The sequence below is a fragment of the Bradyrhizobium tropiciagri genome (assembly GCF_018130505.1).
In the GTDB taxonomy this organism is placed as follows: Bacteria; Pseudomonadota; Alphaproteobacteria; order Rhizobiales; family Xanthobacteraceae; genus Bradyrhizobium; species Bradyrhizobium tropiciagri_B.
On the sequence record NZ_JAFCKH010000001.1, the window covers coordinates 269,138 to 285,416 of the forward strand.

The following is a 16,279-nucleotide window of genomic DNA, read 5'->3' on the forward strand; positions in this document are numbered from 1 at the left end:
CCCCGAACGAGATCAGCTATGAAGCAAAAAGTGACAGTGAAGCCCTATGATGGACCGGCCGGCGGATGGGGGTCGCTCAAGGCCGTTGCGGGCATTCTCACGCAGGAGGAGGTGGCGCTTCTCGGCAGTGTAATATTGCTCAAGCAGAACAAGGCCGACGGTTACATGTGCGTGAGTTGTTCCTGGGCGAAGCCGGCAAAGCCCCGTCCGTTCGAGTTTTGCGAGAACGGCGCCAAGGCCACAGCCTGGGAAGTCACGAATAAGACAGTCGATGCCGCCTTTTTTGCAAAGCACACGCTTGCAGAACTGCGCGGCTGGTCCGATCACGCGCTCGAGGAGCAGGGACGTTTGACGGTGCCAATGCGCTACGACGCGGCGTCGGACAAATATGCGCCGGTCAACTGGTCGGACGCCTTCCAGGAGATCGGCCGCGAACTGAACGCGCTCGATCCACGCGCCGTTGTCTTCTACACCTCCGGCCGCGCCTCGCTCGAAGCGAGCTACATGTATCAGCTGTTCGGCCGGATGTACGGCACCAACAACTTTCCCGACAGCTCGAACATGTGCCACGAAAGCACGTCGGTGGCGCTGCCGCCGGTGATTGGCGTGCCTGTCGGCACCGTGCTGCTGAAGGATTTCGAACAGACTGACTGCATCCTGTTCTTCGGTCACAACACGACCACCAACGCGCCGCGGATGCTGCATCCTCTGCAGGAGGCTGCACAGCGCGGTGTTCCGATCGTCACGTTCAATCCGCTGCGTGAGCGCGGCCTGGAGCGCTTCACCAATCCGCAGAACCCGGTCCAGATGGTGGCCGGCGGCACCCGCATCAGCTCGGAGTATCATCAGGTGAGGTACGGCGGTGACGCAGCGGCCATTATCGGAATCTGCAAGGCCGTGATCGAGGCGGATGACGAGGCGCGAGCCGCCGGGCACGCGCGCATTCTCGACGTTGGCTTCATAGAGCAGCATACGCAGGGATTCGACGCCTTCGCCGAGTTCTGTCGCAGGCAGTCATGGATCGACCTGGAACAGACATCCGGGTTGCGCCAGGCGGCGATGTTTCAGGCGGCGAGCACCTACATGGCCGCGAACGCCGTGATCGCAAACTATGGCATGGGCGTGACCCAGCACCGGCACGGCGTCGAAACCGTGAAGATGATCGTCAATCTGCTACTGTTGCGCGGCAATATCGGCAAGCCCGGCGCCGGAATTTCGCCGATCCGCGGCCATTCCAACGTGCAGGGCCAGCGCACCGTCGGCATCTCCGAAAAGACCAAGCTGGTCCCGCTTGACAAGCTCAAGGAGATCTACGGCTTCGAGCCGCCGCAATGGGACGGTTTGACGACAGTGGACGCTTGCAACGGAATCCTGAAAGGCGAGGTGCGCGGCTTCGTCGGCCTCGGTGGCAATTTCGTCCGCTGCATTCCCGAGCGATCGCTGATGGAGCCCGCTTGGACCAAGCTGCGGCTGTCAGTGCAGATCGCGACCAAACTCAACCGGACCCACCTCGTGCCGGGCAAGGTGACCTACCTGTTGCCCTGCCTCGGCCGCATCGAGATCGACCAGCAGGCGACCGGCCCCCAAGCCGTGGCGATGGAGGATTCGACGGCCTGCATCCATGGCTCGCGTGGACAGCGCAAGCCGGTTGCGGACGGGTTGCTCTCCGAACCCCGGATCATCGCCGAGATGGCGAAGGCGACGCTGCCGCCCAATTCAAGCCTCGACTGGGATGCCTGGGTCGGTGAGTATTCGCTAGTGCGCGATGCCATCGAGCGGACCTACCCGGATCAATTCAAGGATTTCAACAAGCGCATGTTCGAGCCCGGCGGCTTTCCGCGACCGCTGGGTGCCCGCGAGCGAAAGTGGAAGACGCCCAACGGGAAGGCCAATTTCACCATTCCGAAATCCGCGCTCGATGCCCCTCAGATCCGCGACGGGGTTTTCGAGCTTATGACGATCCGCGCCGACGGCCAGTTCAACACGACGATCTATAACGAGAACGACCGCTTTCGCGGGATCTACGGTAGCCGGGAGGTCGTGCTGATGAACGCCGACGACATGGCCGGGCTGGACCTCGCCCAGGGTGATCTCGTGACGCTGGAGACGGCGGCGGATGACGGGATCGAGCGTCGGCTCGGAGGACTACAGGTCGTTCCCTACGACATCCCGCGCGGCGGCATCGTAGGGTATTATCCTGAGTGCAACGTCCTGGTGCCGCTCTGGCACTTCGCTGAAGGCAGCAAGGTCCCGGCGGCCAAGTCGGTTCCGGTGCGCATCAGCCGCGATCCCGTGCCCGAGCTAACGGACGAACATGAGATTCCCATAACCACGGTCGAGTGAGCAGAAGCGTCACGACCACGGACAACGATCTCGAAGGACAGCAGGAGCAGGGCGGGCAGAAGGGAATGCCGAAGCCCGAGCCCAAGCCAGAGGGCGATCAGCCCGATCTGGTGAAGCCGCAGGGCTCGACGCCTCCGCCAACGCAGGAGTGAGGCGGGATCATCGCTTCACATCACGCCGGCGCGCGCGTGATGAAGTCCATCAAGCCCAGCCACAGCAGCAGACCGAGCCAGAACAACCCAGCACCGGCAAAGATCAGGAGCCGCGGACCGCGATCCCACAGCTCCATGAAGAATGCCGCGATGATGGCGGCCTTGATCGCGGCAATCACGATCGCGACCGTGGAATTGAGGGAGCCGAACGGCAGATAGGCCAGGGTGACCGTCAGCGCGAGCAGCGCAAGCAGGCCGAGCCAGGACGCAACGAGCACAAGCGGTGGACGCCAGCCCATCATGCGCCGCTCCGTCCGGGCAAGTAGATCAGGGCGAACAGCACAATCCAGATCGCATCGACAAAATGCCAATACAACGCTGCCGTACGGAGCGCGGCGCACAGGCGCGTGCTCGCGGTACGGCGCAACATGATGGCAAGCGCCGCCAGCACGGCGATACCGATCATCATGTGGATGGCGTGGATCGACGTCGCGACAAAATAGATGGTGAAGAAAAGTTCGGCGCCGTCGGCCAGCGGCGGAGCAAAGCTGAAGTTGATGCCGGGGACGAGATGCTCGTGATACTCGCCGGCATATTCGGTTGCTTTCAGGCTGAGGAACAGCAATCCGAGCAGCATGGCGCCGATCAGTAACATAATGCAGATCCGGCGCGCGCCGGCCTGCAGGGCATCGACTGCGCAGGCGACGAGGAAACTCGAAGTCAGCAGGATCGCAGTGTTCGCGGTGCCGATGACGATGTCCGTGTGGCGGCTGGCCGCAGCGAACGCAGCCGGGTTGGCATGCCGGTAGACAAAATAGGCAAAAAGCAGCCCGCCGAACAGCAGCAGCTCGGTTGCAAGAAATACCCATATGCCGATCTCGGCGGCTTCATCGCGATGCTGAACGGAGGCGTATTGCGGAGCGAAGCCGCGGCCCTCAGGCATTCTGCGGCTCCGCGGTAAAATCGGTCCGATATTGATACGGCGCGCGTGTCACGACGGGCTGCGACTCGAAATTGAGCTCAGGCGGAGGAGACGACGTCTGCCACTCCAGCCCTGGCGCGTCCCACGGGTTCGCCGGCGCACGGGAGCCGAAGAACAGGGAGTAGCCGAGATAGAACATCGGCAGCAGATAGGCGGCTGCCAGGATGGTCGCGCCGCCGGAGGATAGCACGTTCCACACCTGAAACTCGGGAGGATAGACGTGGTAACGGCGCGGCATACCTTCGGCACCCAGTACGAATTGCGGGAAGAATGTCAGGTTGAAGCCGAAGAAGATCAATACGGCGGCGGTGCGCGCCCAATACTCTGAATACAGCCGCCCGGTGATCTTGGGCCACCAGTAATGCAAACCGCCGAAATACGCCGTCACCATGCCGCCGACCATGATGTAGTGGAAATGCGCCACCACGAAATATGTGTCCGTCGCGTGCACGTCGAAGGCGAGGCAGGCGAGGAACAGGCCGGTCAGGCCACCAATAGTGAACAGACCGAGAAACCCCAGCGCATAAAGCATCGGCGCGTCGAAACGGAGCGAGCCCTTGTGCAGCGTGGCGGTCCAGTTGAACACCTTGATCGCCGATGGGACCGCCACGATGAAACTCATGAAGGAGAACACGAGACTCGCGAGCAGCGACTGGCCACTGACGAACATGTGGTGACCCCAGACCAGAAAGCCGACGGCCGCGATTGCAAGACTCGCCCAGGCGACGAACTTGTAGCCGAACACCGGCTTGCGCGAGAAGCAGGAGATCAGCTCGTTAACGACGCCCATGCCGGGCAGAATCATGATGTAGACGGCCGGGTGCGAGTAGAACCAGAACAGGTGCTGGAACAGCAGTGGATCGCCACCGATCTTGGGATCGAAGATGCCGACGCCGAAGAAACGCTCGGTCGCGAGCAGGACCAGCGTGATCGCGAGCACCGGCGTCGCCAGCACGAGGATCACCGACGTTGCATAGAGCGACCAGACAAACAGCGGCAGCCGATACCAGGTCAGGCCCGGCGCGCGCAGCCGGTGGATGGTGACGATGAAATTCAGGCCCGTCAGGATCGACGAGAACCCTGCGATAAAGATTCCGGTCACCGCGATGATCACGTAGCTGTTGGAATAGAGGGTCGAGAAGGGCGTGTAGAACGTCCATCCTGTGTCGATGCCGCCGGCTACGATCGCGAACAGCGTTACACATCCCCCGGCGACGAACAGGTACCAGCTCAATAGGTTGAGGCGCGGGAAGGCGAGGTCGCGCGCGCCGATCATCAGCGGCACGATGAAGTTGCCGAGCGTGTTCGGGATCGAGGGGATCAAGAAGAACCACACCATGATAACGCCGTGCATGGTGAAGAGCCGGTTATAGGTGTCGGACGAGACGAGATCGGCCTGCGGCGTGGCGAGTTCGATCCGGATTGCGGTGGCGGCCGCGCCGCCGATGAAGAAGAAGGCGATCAGGCTCGCGAAATACAGGATCGCGATGCGCTTGTGATCGGTGGTCAGGAACCACGAGCGTAGAGTGTAGGAGGAATTGAGATAATCGGGTTCGGTCATGGCGCGTGATCCGCAAGCGATTTGATGTAGACGACGAGCCGCAACAGCTGATCTTCACTGACCTTGCCTTCGAAGGACGGCATCAGCGGCTGGTATCCGGCGGCAACCTGGCTGCGCGGCAACAGGATCGAATCCCTGATGTATTTGTCGTCAGCGGTCACTATGGAGCCGTCCGCGAGCGGCACCGGCTTGCCGTAAAGCCCCTCCAGCGGGGGTGCATGCACGCTGCTGTTGGCGCCATGGCAGCCACTGCATCCGAACTCGCGAAACAGCGCGCCTCCTTCACGGGCCAGCGAATTGGCGGGTGCCTGGTCGTTCAGCCATTTGGCGTAGTCCGCCGGCTCCATCGCCACGATCTCGCCGATCATGCCGGAATGGTCGGTGCCGCAATATTCAGCGCAAAACAGATGATAGTGGCCCGCCGTGACCGCCTCGATCTCGAGGCTCTGGTAACGGCCGGGCACGACGTCGTGCTTGAGACGCAGCGCCGGAACGAAGAAGCTATGGATGACGTCCTGCGACGCCATCACCAGCCGCATCGGGCGATGGACTGGCATATGTAGGCTGTTGATCTCGGCCTGCCCGCCGGTGTGCTGGACCTTCCACATCCACTGCTTGGCGACGACAAAGACCGATAGCTCGCCCTGCGGCGTCCGGTAAATCTCGAGAAACACGCTGGCGCCCCAGACGAACAGCAGGAGAAAGATTACCAGCGAGGCCGATGTCCAGCCGACCTCCCAGTGCCAGCTCTTGGAGTCATGATTGCCGCGGTCGACTGGATTGCCGGCCCGGTATCGCACACAGAACAAGAGCAGCAGGAAGATCAGCAAGCCGAGTACCAGGGAGCTCGCCAGTAGCAGCCCCGCAAACAGCAAATCGACATCGCCGCCATAGGGCGACAGCCCGGGCTTCCAGAATGGAATCCATTCGCGCCACATCGTGCTCAGGCGCCTGCGCTGGTCATCGAGCGGGCCATCCCGGTAATCCCGTCTGCACCAACCGCTCCATCGCGCGGGCAACGGGAATCCGGGCCACATTGTGCTCACGATCGACCCAGCCGTAACTGTCGGCAAATTGGCGATCTTGTTCCCGTTGCCGGCGCAGCTCATTCGCCGGATCGAGCGCAAGCGGCGGCGCCTCGGAGCTGAGGGCAGGGCGCGCCACGGGATTGCCGCGATTAATCGACTGCGGGAAGAAGAGAGGCATGAGGAGCGGCGTTGCGACCACGAACAGTCCAAGCCCAAGCGCCAGCCTGCCCACTAGCTTGGGATCAACGTCGGACCGCTCGTAGCCGGTATCGGTGCTGTCAGTCATGGCGGGATCCGAAACGCGCGAGGTCAATGCGAAAGTGGGGCGCACGTTCCAAATAAGGAACGATCCCGTTGTGCCGGCATTGGGAAAAATGTGCCCCGATGCGGTCCGGCGACCGGATGACCCAAATTTTCACTCCTGCGGCGGATACCTGGCTGCGGCTCTTCATGGTCGGCGGCCTTGCCCTGTCGAGCGGAGGTCTCGTGGGTCTGATCGGATTTGCGCACTCGGCCTATGAGACATCGACGGATGTCCGTCCACATCAGCCGGTTCCGTTTAGCCATAAGCACCATGCCGGCGAGCTCGGCATTGATTGCCGCTACTGCCATACGGGCGCGGAGACCAGCCCTCAGGCCGGGTTACCGCCGACAGCGACCTGCATGACCTGCCATTCGCAAATCTGGACCAATGCCACGATGCTAGCACCGATCAGAAAAAGCCTCGCCGACGACAAGCCCATCATCTGGACGCGTGTAGCCAAGCTGCCAGACTACGTGTTCTTCCGCCACGACATTCACATCGCGAAGGGCGTGGGGTGCGAGACCTGTCACGGCCGCATAGACGCCATGCCGCTGACCTATCGCGCCAAGGCATTTACGATGGAGTTCTGTCTCGACTGTCATCGCGATCCCGTGCCGCATCTTCGGCCGAAGGATCACATCGCCGATATGACGTGGCAGGCCGGCACTGACGCCAGCGCGAGCGGGGAGAAGATTACCGCGCATGAAGGCATTCGGTTCGGGCAGCTCACGCACTGCTATGTGTGCCACAGATGAGGGGCGATGCGACGAGGCCGAATACTCCGCGCGGACCTGCGCTCTGGTCGAGCGTCGAGGAATTGTCCGGTGACCCGGCATTTGAGGCATGGGTCAATGCAGAATATCCGGCCGCCGCAACCCTGGGCCCGACGGCGCGGCGGACCTTCCTCAAATTGATGGGCGCATCTTTCGCACTTGCCGGGCTGACCGGGTGCGAGAAGAGCCCGTTCGTCGCCGCGCTACCCTATGTCGAGCAGCCGCAAGGTTCGACCGCCGGCGTTCCCAAATACTATGCCACGGCTGTGACCCTCGAAGGCTATGCGCAGCCGGTGATCGCGACGGTCTATTCCGGGCGGCCGACCAAGCTCGACGGCAACCCGGATCATCCAATGGTACAAGGGCGCAGCGACGTGTTCATGCAGGCGGCGGTGCTCGGTCTTTATGATCCCGATCGCGCCCAAGCACCCACGCACCGCGGAGAGCCGGTGACCTGGAACGACGTTCAACACCAGGTCGAGCTGCTCCGCGCGCGGTGGAGTCAAAGCGAGGGTGAGGGACTCGCAATGCTGCTCGGCCATTCGACGTCGCCGACGCTCACTCGCCAGATTGCAGCCCTCGTCACGGAGTTTCCCAAGGCCCGCATCTACGAGCACGCAGCGATTGGTGACGGGCGCCGCCCTGACTTGACGACGGCGGCATATGGCCAGCCGGTGCAGCTGCATGCCAGCTTCGAAGACTGCGATGTCGTCGTTAGTCTCGACGATGATTTCCTTGGCGTCGGACCTCAGCAAGTCGCCAATGCGCGTGCCTGGTCGGCTGCGCGGCATCGTAGCGCCGACAAGCCGGGTCTTGCGCTGTACGTGGCGGAAGCCGTTCCGTCCGCGACCGGGGCGATGGCGGAAGCGCGCGTGGCAGTCGACGCCTCGCGCGTCTGGCTGATGGCGCGCGGTCTCGCCCATGCATGCGGCGTCGCCGGTGCCGAGGCGGCGGATGTTTCGCCAGCGGAACAACGATGGCTCGAGCGTGCGGCCGATGCGTGCCGATCTGCGCGCGGCCGGGCGCTTGTGACCTCCAGCCATTTCGGCAGCGACGCAACTGCCTCGTGGGTCGCACGCACCAACGCGTTGCTCGGCGCGAATGCCCTGATTGGGGCCGCAAAACCTGCGCCCGGTGCCGCGAATGCCGGGGCCCTGAGCGAGTTGGCAAGGGATATCGGCAGCGGTGCGGTTGATACGCTCGTCATCATTGAGGCGAATCCGGCCTATACCGCGCCCGGGGAGCTTGGATTCAAGGATCTTCTGCAGAAGGTCAGATCCTCGCTGCACCTCGGCACACATCGCGATGAGACAGGTGATCTTTGCGAATGGCAGCTGCCATTGACGCATGCGCTGGAGAGCTGGAGTGACGCGCGGTCGGTCGACGGAACGGCCACAATCGTCCAGCCCACCATTGCACCGTTCTACGACGTCCGCACCGTTCATCAGGTCATGGCGCTGCTCTTGGGCCAGTTGGACCCGACGCCGGAGACGCTGGTTCGCGACACATGGCGCGCGACCCTCGGCGACGATTTCGAGACTAAATGGACGAGTTGCCTGCGCGATGGACATGTTCCGGAGCAGAAAAGTCCTGCACCGAGTATCGAAGCGGCCGCAACCGCCGTTGCACCGCCATTCCCGGATGACGGGTTGGACATTGTCTTTCGGCCCGATCCCACGGTGTGGGACGGCAGCTTCGCCAATAATGGCTGGCTGCAGGAGCTACCAAAACCGCTGACTACGTTGACCTGGAGCAACGTGGTCTCAATCAGCCCGGCGTTGGCCAAACTAAAGCGTTTGGCCAACGGTGATCACGTCAAGGTCACAATCAGGGATCGTTCGATTACCGGGCCAGCGTGGATCTTGCCGGGCCAGGCCGCGAACACCGTCGCGCTCTCGCTGGGCTACGGCCGGAGCAAAGCGGGGCGTGTCGGCGATGGCCTCGGCTACAACGCCTATGACGTGAGGCCCGTCGATCAGCCCTGGCAGACCAGGGGAAGTCTACACAAGCTCGGCACAAGCGAGACGCTGGCCGTCACGCAATTGCATCACCGCATGGAGGGGTTCGACTTCGTCCGCGAGGTGACCGCCGCCGAGATCGGCCATCAAAAGGCCGAAGCGCCTCAACCGAGCCTCTATCCGGCAAAGCCGTCGGCGCCAAACGCCTGGGGCATGGTGATCGACCTCGATTCCTGCATCGGCTGCAACGCGTGCGTGGCGGCTTGCACGGCAGAGAACAATGTGCCGGTGGTCGGGAGTGCAGAAGTTAAGGTTGGCCGCGAAATGCACTGGCTGCGCATCGCACGCTACTACACGGGCGAGGTAGAGGAGCCGCGGAGCTTTTTCCAGCCGGTGCCCTGCATGCATTGTGAGCAGGCGCCCTGCGAGATGGGTTGCCCGGTCCATGCGACAACGCACAGCCCCGAGGGCGTCAACCAAATGGTCTATAACCGCTGCATCGGCACCCGGACGTGCTCGAGCTACTGCCCGTACAAGGTCCGCCGGTTCAATTTCTTCGACTATCGCCTTGCGTCGGATGCGCCGGAGCACGCTGCGCACAACCCCGACGTCACGGTGCGCTCGCGCGGCGTGATGGAGAAGTGCACCTATTGCACGCAACGGATCGAGGCCGCGCATGTCGCGGCCGACAAGGAAAACCGTCCGTTGCGCGACGGCGAAATCGTGACCGCCTGCCAGAGCGCATGTCCGACCAGGGCGATCGTGTTCGGCGACATCAATGATCCCGCGTCCGACGTCTCTCGCCTGCGCCGTGACGGCCGTCACTACGTCCTCCTGGAAGAGCAAGGAACGCGTCCGCGCACAACGTATCTCGCGCGCTGGAAGTCGGCGGAGGGGCAGGGGTGACCGATCGCATCGCCGATATCCTGCCGCCGGATCAGAGCCTCGGTCGGGTCAGCGATCAGCTCACCGGCATTCCCCTGCATTTCCCGGCGCGCCGCCGCTGGTGGATCGCGATGATCGTCGCATCTGGACTGCTGCTTCTTCTCGTGATCTCCACGACTGCGTTGTTCACCCGTGGTGTCGGTATCTGGGGTATCAATATCCCCGTCAACTGGGCGTTCGCGATCCACAATTATGTTTGGTGGCTCGGCATCGGCCATGCCGGCACGTTGATCTCGGCGTTGCTGTTACTGACCGGCAGCGAATGGCGCAATTCGCTGAATCGTTTTGCCGAGACCATGACGCTGTTTGCGGTGATCTGCGCCGGCATCTACCCGGTGCTGCATCTCGGCCGTCCCTGGTACCTGTACTGGATGTTCCCGTATCCCGCGACGATGGGAGTATGGCCGCAGTTTCGCAGTCCGCTGGAGTGGGACATCTGGGCGGTGCTGACCTATCTCACGGTGTCGCTGGCATTCTGGTACACCGGCCTCATACCCGATCTTGCCGCCGCCCGCGACCGGGCGAAGAGGCGTGGCTGGCAGATCTTCTTTGGCATCACAGCGCTAGGCTGGCGCGGTTCGGCCCCGCATTGGCAGCGCTGGTCGCAGGCCTACCGGCTCACCGCAGGCCTTGCGGTGCCGCTCGTGGTATCCGTGCACAGCGAGGTCTCGCTGCTGTTCGCTGCCGGCCAGATCCCCGGCTGGCACTCGACGATCTTTCCGCCTTACTTCGTGCTTGGCGCGGCGTTCTCGGGCTTTGCGATGGTCGCGATCATCGCGATCGCGCTGCGGTCCCTGTTCGGTCTCGGCAATCTGGTCACCGACGATCACCTCGATGTGCTCGGCAAGGTGCTGCTCGCGTGCGGGCTGATGACCGGCTACGGATACCTCTTCGAGGTCTTCGACGCGCTCTACTCCGGCGGGGCGCACGAGATGCAGACGCTGTCGGACCGCCTCATCGGCGCCTACGCCTGGACTTATTGGGGAGCGATCGTCTTCAATTTCGTACCGCTGCAGGGATTGTGGTGGCGGACGATTCGGCGCAGCGGATGGATGCTGCTGCTGATCTCGATCTCCGTCGTGATCGGGATGTGGCTGGAGCGGTACATGATCCTCGTCACCAGCCTCTATCGCGACTTCGTGGTGTCGTCGTGGGGGGCATTCACTCCGACCTTCTGGGACTGGTCGACGTATCTCGGCACGATTGGTCTGTTCCTCGTTCCGTTCCTGTTGGCCATCAGGTTCATTCCCATGATCTCGATCTTCGAGAGCGAGGAGCTGTTGCACGAGGAGCAGGAGGCGCGTCGTGGCTAAGCGCTCATTCGGCCTGCTCGGCGAGTTCGAAAATCCGGAGGCGCTGCTCGCGGCTGCACGCAAGGCCCGCGAGGCCGGCTATCGCAAGCTCGATGCCTTCACGCCGTTTCCAATCGAGGGGCTTGCGAAGATCCTGCGCCTGCCGACACCCCGGATATCCGTCGTCGGACTGGTCGGCGGCTTGACCGGCGCCGCGCTGGCGCTGCTCATGCAGTTCTACGTAAACTACGATTATCCGCTCGATGTCGGTGGGCGGCCGCTGTACGCGCTCTCGGCGTTCGCCGTCGTCGTATTCGAGCTGACGATCCTGGTGTCGGCGCTCGCGATGATTATGGCGATGCTCTGGCAGAACGGCCTGCCGCGGCTCAATCATCCGGTGTTCGGCGCCCGCCACATCGAGCGCGCCAGCAAGGATCGGTTCTTCCTGTGCGTCCTCGCTGATGACGCAGCGTTCGATGCGGACAGAACGGCCGTCTTCCTGCAGGACGCGGGCGCGTTGTCGATAGAGCTCGTACCGTCATGACACGGGCATGGCTTCTTGCATTGGCCTTGCTGCTCGCGGGATGCGACCAGAACATGGACGTGCAACCTCGCTACAGCGAATATGGCCGCGCGCCGCTGTTTCGCGGCAGCGTACTGCGCAAGGCGCCGGCGGGCGTGGTGGATCGCAACGCGTTGGCTGAGCAGGCCGCGGTGCGTAACAAGCCTCCCTTGAACGCGGCTTTGCTGGAGCGTGGTCAGCAGCGTTTCGATATCTTCTGCTCGCCGTGTCATGGCGCCAATGGCGACGGCAACGGCTTCGTGGTCGAGCGCGGCATGCCGTCGCCGACCAGCTACCATGCCGAGCGGCTGCGGAACGAGGAAGACCAGCACTTCTTCGATGTCATCACCAATGGCTATGGCGCGATGTTTTCCTACGGCGCGCGGGTGTCGCCGCGGGATCGCTGGGCGATCGTCGCCTATATCCGTGCGCTGCAGCTCAGCCGTCATGGTTCGATCGACGACGTGCCAGCCGATGAGCGCGGCAAGCTTTTGGAGCAACGGTGATGGGCCACGACTTGCCCAATCGCCGATTGATGATCGCAGCGTCCGGCGCGGTCGTCCTGCTAGTTGGCGGCGCGCTCGCCGACCATCGCTCGACCGCCGCGGCCTATCTCGTGGCCTGGATTGCGGTCGGCGCCATTCCGATCGGAACGCTGGGCGTGCTCATGACGAGTTATCTGGTGCGGCGGGCATGGACGGATGAACTGTATCCCGCAATGACGGCCATCTGCGCCACTATTCCGGTCATCGGCCTGCTGTTCCTGCCGGTCTTGCTCAACCTCGCCACGCTCTATCCTGCGGCTGGACATCACGAGGCGCTACCGGCCTTCAAGGCCGTGTACCTCGCGCCGCGGTTCGTGGCAGCGCGCACGGTGGTCTATTTCGTCATCTGGACCTGGCTTGCCCTCAGGCTGCAGAGAGCTTGGCCTGATCCTGAGCGCATGGCGAAAGCGGCGTCCGGTGGACTGATCGTCTACGCGATCTCTGTGTCGCTTGCGGGTATGGACTGGATGGAAGCCCTGGAGCCGCGCTTCCATTCCTCGATCTATGGCCTGCTGTATCTCGGTATGCTGCTGCTGGATGGCGTCGCCAGCGCGGTCGGACTTGGACTGCTGTTGCGACGGATCCGGAAGCCCAGGGGCTACAGCGCGCTGCTGCTGTCGGCGATCCTGTTCTGGGCCTATCTTCACGCGATGCAGTACATCGTGATCTGGTCGGGAAATGTCCCGGACGAGGCGGCCTGGTACATTGATCGTTCGTCGGACGGATGGCAATTCGCCCTGACGCTCCTGGCACTGGGCCAGTTCGTGTTTCCGTTCTTCGCGCTACTGAGCCGCCGCGTCCGTGCCGATCGGCGCTGGTTGCTCGGCTTGTGCGCGCTCACAGTCTCGATGCGGATCTGTGAGTCCGCGATCCTGGTCTTCCCGGCCATTGACGGTCTTCGCGGGTGGCTGTCCGGCATTATGCTGGTGGTCGCGCTGGTCGTCCTTGTGAGCCTGTTGGTGTGGCGCGTAGTGTCGGCGCTCCGCCATAGCGGGTTGTTCGGCTTCTGGCCGTCGAGCGGCGTTCGCGCCGGAGCAGAACCACAATGAGCAGAGCGAGGCCGCTCAACGTTGCGAGGCCGGTCGCTTTCAGCAGCTGGCTGACGGCGAGGGTGTAAAGACCGCTTGCGGGATCGAAGCCGTAGCACATCAGCGAGACATGATCGATCCATCGGCCGATACGGCCTTGACTGGCCTCGATCAGCGCGAGCCGTAGATTGGCAGGGTCAAGCCCGAGGCCGGGCAGGGAGCGCGCGATGCGGCCGTCCGGCGTTACTACGAAAGCGGCGGCGGGATGCGCATAGCGGCCTCGATCGCGATCGTAGACCGCATCGAAGCCGAAGGCTTTGGTCAACGACGCGATATCGCCGGCATCTCCGCGCAGGACGTGCGTATTGTCGCCGAGCGGGTCTGGTCCGACTTGCGCCTGCTTCAGCTCTTTTGCGTTTTCCAGCGTATCCTGTGGGTCGAAGCTCAGCACGTTCAAATGGAAGTCCGCTCCCGGCTGTAGTCCGGACTGCCGGAGCGCGTCCGCGACGGCGCTGACCACGGGGCCGCATAGCGTGTCACAGGTGAAGTCTGCCAGGACCCAAACGCTCGATTTGTCGTCGAGCCATTGCTCGAGAGGCCGCGCCGTGCCGCTTTCATCCCGCAGGCGGATCGACCGTGGTAAGCCGGCACCACGCGCAGGTGAGGCCTCGACCGCGCCGATATCGGACCGGGTCAACTCGGCACGCGCAGGCGCCAGCGCGGCGCACGCGAACCAGACGGCAAGCAGCAATTGCCGATGCATCGATTCCTGGCCTTCACTTCTCCTTGCCGGGCAGCACGGTCTCCAGAATCTGCCGGGCTGCGCCACGGATGACGCCGACTTCGTTCGGGTCGCCCTTGGCGAGCGCGATCAAAAAATTCTTGGCCTGCTCAAGCGTGATATGCGGCGGCAGCGGTGGCACTTCTGGGTCGGTCTTGACCTCCAGCACCACTGGAACGTCGCTGGCGAGCGCCTGCTCCCAGGCTGTGCCGAGTTGCGCAGGGTCGTCGACATAGATCCCCCGCAGCCCGATCATGTCGGCGAACCGCGAATAGGAGACGTTCGGAATGCGCTGCGACGCCTCGAATTTGGGATCGGCATTGATGATGCGCTGTTCCCACGTCACCTGGTTGAGGTCTTCATTGTTGAATACGCAGACGATCCAGCGATGGTCGCGCCAGTCGCGCCAGTATTTTGCGACAGTGATCAGCTCGGCCATGTTGTTCATCTGCATCGCGCCATCGCCAACCAACGCAATGACCGGGCGATCGGGTGCGGCATACTTGGCGGCAATCGCGTAGGGAACCGCGGCGCCCATCGAGGCCAGACCGCCCGACAGCGAGGCGCTGAGGCCAGGACGCATTTTGAGGTCGCGGGCAAACCAGTTGGCGCAGGAGCCGGAGTCGCTGGTGATGATGGCGCGATCGGGAATCCGCGGCGACAGTTCCCATGTCACGCGTTGCGGATTGACCGGCTCGGCTGGCTGACGCGCGCGGTCTTCCAGCGTCGTCCACCATGCCTTGACACTGTCCTCGATCGTCTTCCGCCAAGCCTTATCGCTCTTCTGCTTCAGACGCGGCAGCAGGGCACGGAGGGTCTCGGCGGCGTCGCCGACGAGACCAACCTCCATTGGAAAGCGAATCGAGAGCATGCTGGCGTCGATGTCGATCTGGACGCCGCGAGCTTGGCCTTCTCTCGGAAAAAATTCGGAGTAGGGAAATGCCGAGCCGATCATCAGGAGCGTGTCGCACTCCATCATCAGGTCGTAGCTCGGCTCGGTACCGAGCAGGCCGATCGAGCCCGTCACCCACGGAAGGTCATCGGGCACGACAGCCTTTCCGAGCAGCGCCTTGGCGCACCCGGCCGCCAGCCGGTCGGCCACGGAGATGACCTCTTCGGTCGCGCCGAGAGCGCCGGCGCCGACGAGCATCGCGACCTTCTTGCCGGCGTTGAGGACTTCGGCGGCCCGGTCGAGCTCGGTCTCCGCTGGAACGATTCTGGGCGCTGCGAATCCCACGCCGGACCGCAGCGTCCCATGCGCCCGGGGCGGATCCTCGTAATCCTCTTCCTGAAGATCATTCGGCAGGATCAGTGCGGTCACGGTCCGCCGGGCGAGCGCGATGCGCGCGGCGCGGTCGATCAGGTGGCGGACCTGAGCGGGTGCGGAGGCCTGCGCGACATAGGCGCAGGCGACATCCTTGAACATTGAGACCAGGTCGAGTTCCTGTTGATAGTGTCCACCAAGCGCGTTGCGGGCCTGCTGCCCGACAATCGCAAGAACCGGCTGATGATCGAGCAAGGCGTCATAAAGGCCCGTAATCAAATGAGAGGCGCCGGGACCTGATGTCGCAATGCAAACGCCCAGACGGCCGGAGAACTTTGCATAGGCACAGGCCATGAACGCCGCCATCTCCTCATGACGCGCTTGGATGAACTCAATCTTGTCGCCGGCGCGATTAAACGCGCCGAAGACGCCGTTGATGCCATCGCCGGGGTAGCCGAAAAGGTGTCTCACGCCCCAATCTTGAAGGCGCTGAACCACGAAATCACCAACGGTCCTGGACATGGCGCGTATCCCGATTGTCGAAGCTGATCCTTGAACAGCAGGGGCGGGCTGCCGTTCCAAAGCGACCGCCTTATAACGAGATCACCCAGGCCGAAATCCCGATCAGCAGTGTGATCCCAACTGCAAAAACGATGATAGCAACTTTGCCCATCACGCCGCCGTCGAAGCGAGGGATCTTCGGAAGCGAGGCGAAGCGTTCTTGTCGTCGGCGAATTCGTGGCCGAGGATGCCAAGCATGG

14 protein-coding genes are annotated in these 16,279 nt (G+C 63.0%); 8 read left to right on the forward strand and 6 right to left on the reverse strand.

The annotated features are described in order from the left end of the window. The first annotated feature begins 18 nt into the window (after positions 1–18). Both JQ633_RS01280 and JQ633_RS01285 read left to right on the forward strand, forming a co-directional pair. Positions 19–2,343 carry an FdhF/YdeP family oxidoreductase gene (locus tag JQ633_RS01280; RefSeq protein ID WP_211981519.1) on the forward strand — a complete coding sequence of 775 codons (2,325 nt, stop codon included), beginning with the start codon at positions 19–21 and terminating at the stop codon, positions 2,341–2,343. Then, positions 2,340–2,495 (forward strand): hypothetical protein, encoded by a 156-nt coding sequence (locus JQ633_RS01285; RefSeq protein WP_211981521.1) that lies wholly within the window; start codon positions 2,340–2,342, stop codon positions 2,493–2,495. The genes JQ633_RS01280 and JQ633_RS01285 overlap by 4 nt, the downstream gene beginning before the upstream one ends. A 20-nt stretch (positions 2,496–2,515) precedes the next feature. Here the strand turns inward: JQ633_RS01285 and JQ633_RS01290 are convergent, their stop codons facing one another. The 5 genes from JQ633_RS01290 to JQ633_RS01310 are packed head-to-tail and all read right to left on the reverse strand — an operon-like array spanning position 2,516 to position 6,352. Continuing rightward, complete coding sequence (locus tag JQ633_RS01290; protein WP_211981523.1) at positions 2,516–2,797, reverse strand: cytochrome C oxidase subunit IV family protein; 282 nt, start codon at positions 2,795–2,797, stop codon at positions 2,516–2,518. Continuing rightward, positions 2,794–3,438, reverse strand: coding sequence for a cytochrome c oxidase subunit 3 (locus JQ633_RS01295; protein ID WP_211981525.1), 645 nt, complete (start codon positions 3,436–3,438; stop codon positions 2,794–2,796). The genes JQ633_RS01290 and JQ633_RS01295 overlap by 4 nt, the downstream gene beginning before the upstream one ends. After that, positions 3,431–5,038 carry a cytochrome c oxidase subunit I gene (gene ctaD / locus JQ633_RS01300; RefSeq protein ID WP_211981527.1) on the reverse strand — a complete coding sequence of 536 codons (1,608 nt, stop codon included), beginning with the start codon at positions 5,036–5,038 and terminating at the stop codon, positions 3,431–3,433. The genes JQ633_RS01295 and ctaD overlap by 8 nt, the downstream gene beginning before the upstream one ends. Continuing rightward, on the reverse strand, positions 5,035–5,976 hold the full coding sequence (locus tag JQ633_RS01305; RefSeq protein WP_211981528.1) for a cytochrome c oxidase subunit II: 942 nt from the start codon (positions 5,974–5,976) through the stop codon (positions 5,035–5,037). The genes ctaD and JQ633_RS01305 overlap by 4 nt, the downstream gene beginning before the upstream one ends. Positions 5,977–5,998: 22 nt before the next feature. Next, a complete protein-coding gene (locus tag JQ633_RS01310) occupies positions 5,999–6,352 on the reverse strand; it encodes a hypothetical protein (protein ID WP_211981529.1) in 354 nt (117 codons plus the stop codon). Positions 6,353–6,468: 116 nt separating this feature from the next. Between JQ633_RS01310 and JQ633_RS01315 the strand changes: the two genes are divergently transcribed. Genes JQ633_RS01315 through JQ633_RS35490 form a run of 6 tightly spaced genes read left to right on the forward strand, consistent with a single transcriptional unit; the run spans position 6,469 to position 13,494 of the window. Next, complete coding sequence (locus tag JQ633_RS01315; protein WP_211981530.1) at positions 6,469–7,125, forward strand: cytochrome c3 family protein; 657 nt, start codon at positions 6,469–6,471, stop codon at positions 7,123–7,125. Then, positions 7,122–10,007, forward strand: coding sequence for a TAT-variant-translocated molybdopterin oxidoreductase (locus tag JQ633_RS01320; protein ID WP_283812729.1), 2,886 nt, complete (start codon positions 7,122–7,124; stop codon positions 10,005–10,007). Before JQ633_RS01315 ends, JQ633_RS01320 begins: the two co-directional genes overlap by 4 nt. Then, positions 10,004–11,359 carry an NrfD/PsrC family molybdoenzyme membrane anchor subunit gene (gene nrfD / locus JQ633_RS01325; RefSeq protein ID WP_211981532.1) on the forward strand — a complete coding sequence of 452 codons (1,356 nt, stop codon included), beginning with the start codon at positions 10,004–10,006 and terminating at the stop codon, positions 11,357–11,359. Before JQ633_RS01320 ends, nrfD begins: the two co-directional genes overlap by 4 nt. Continuing rightward, positions 11,352–11,882 carry a DUF3341 domain-containing protein gene (locus tag JQ633_RS01330; protein WP_211981533.1) on the forward strand — a complete coding sequence of 177 codons (531 nt, stop codon included), beginning with the start codon at positions 11,352–11,354 and terminating at the stop codon, positions 11,880–11,882. The genes nrfD and JQ633_RS01330 overlap by 8 nt, the downstream gene beginning before the upstream one ends. After that, positions 11,879–12,406, forward strand: a complete 528-nt coding sequence (locus JQ633_RS01335; RefSeq protein WP_211981534.1) for a c-type cytochrome — start codon at positions 11,879–11,881, stop codon at positions 12,404–12,406. The genes JQ633_RS01330 and JQ633_RS01335 overlap by 4 nt, the downstream gene beginning before the upstream one ends. After that, positions 12,406–13,494 (forward strand): hypothetical protein, encoded by a 1,089-nt coding sequence (locus tag JQ633_RS35490; protein ID WP_211981536.1) that lies wholly within the window; start codon positions 12,406–12,408, stop codon positions 13,492–13,494. The genes JQ633_RS01335 and JQ633_RS35490 overlap by 1 nt, the downstream gene beginning before the upstream one ends. A gap of 755 nt (positions 13,495–14,249) precedes the next feature. Here the strand turns inward: JQ633_RS35490 and JQ633_RS01345 are convergent. Further along, entirely contained in the window at positions 14,250–16,040 is a 1,791-nt protein-coding gene (locus JQ633_RS01345) for a thiamine pyrophosphate-requiring protein (RefSeq protein WP_211981538.1), read from the reverse strand. Positions 16,041–16,279: the final 239 nt, after the last annotated feature.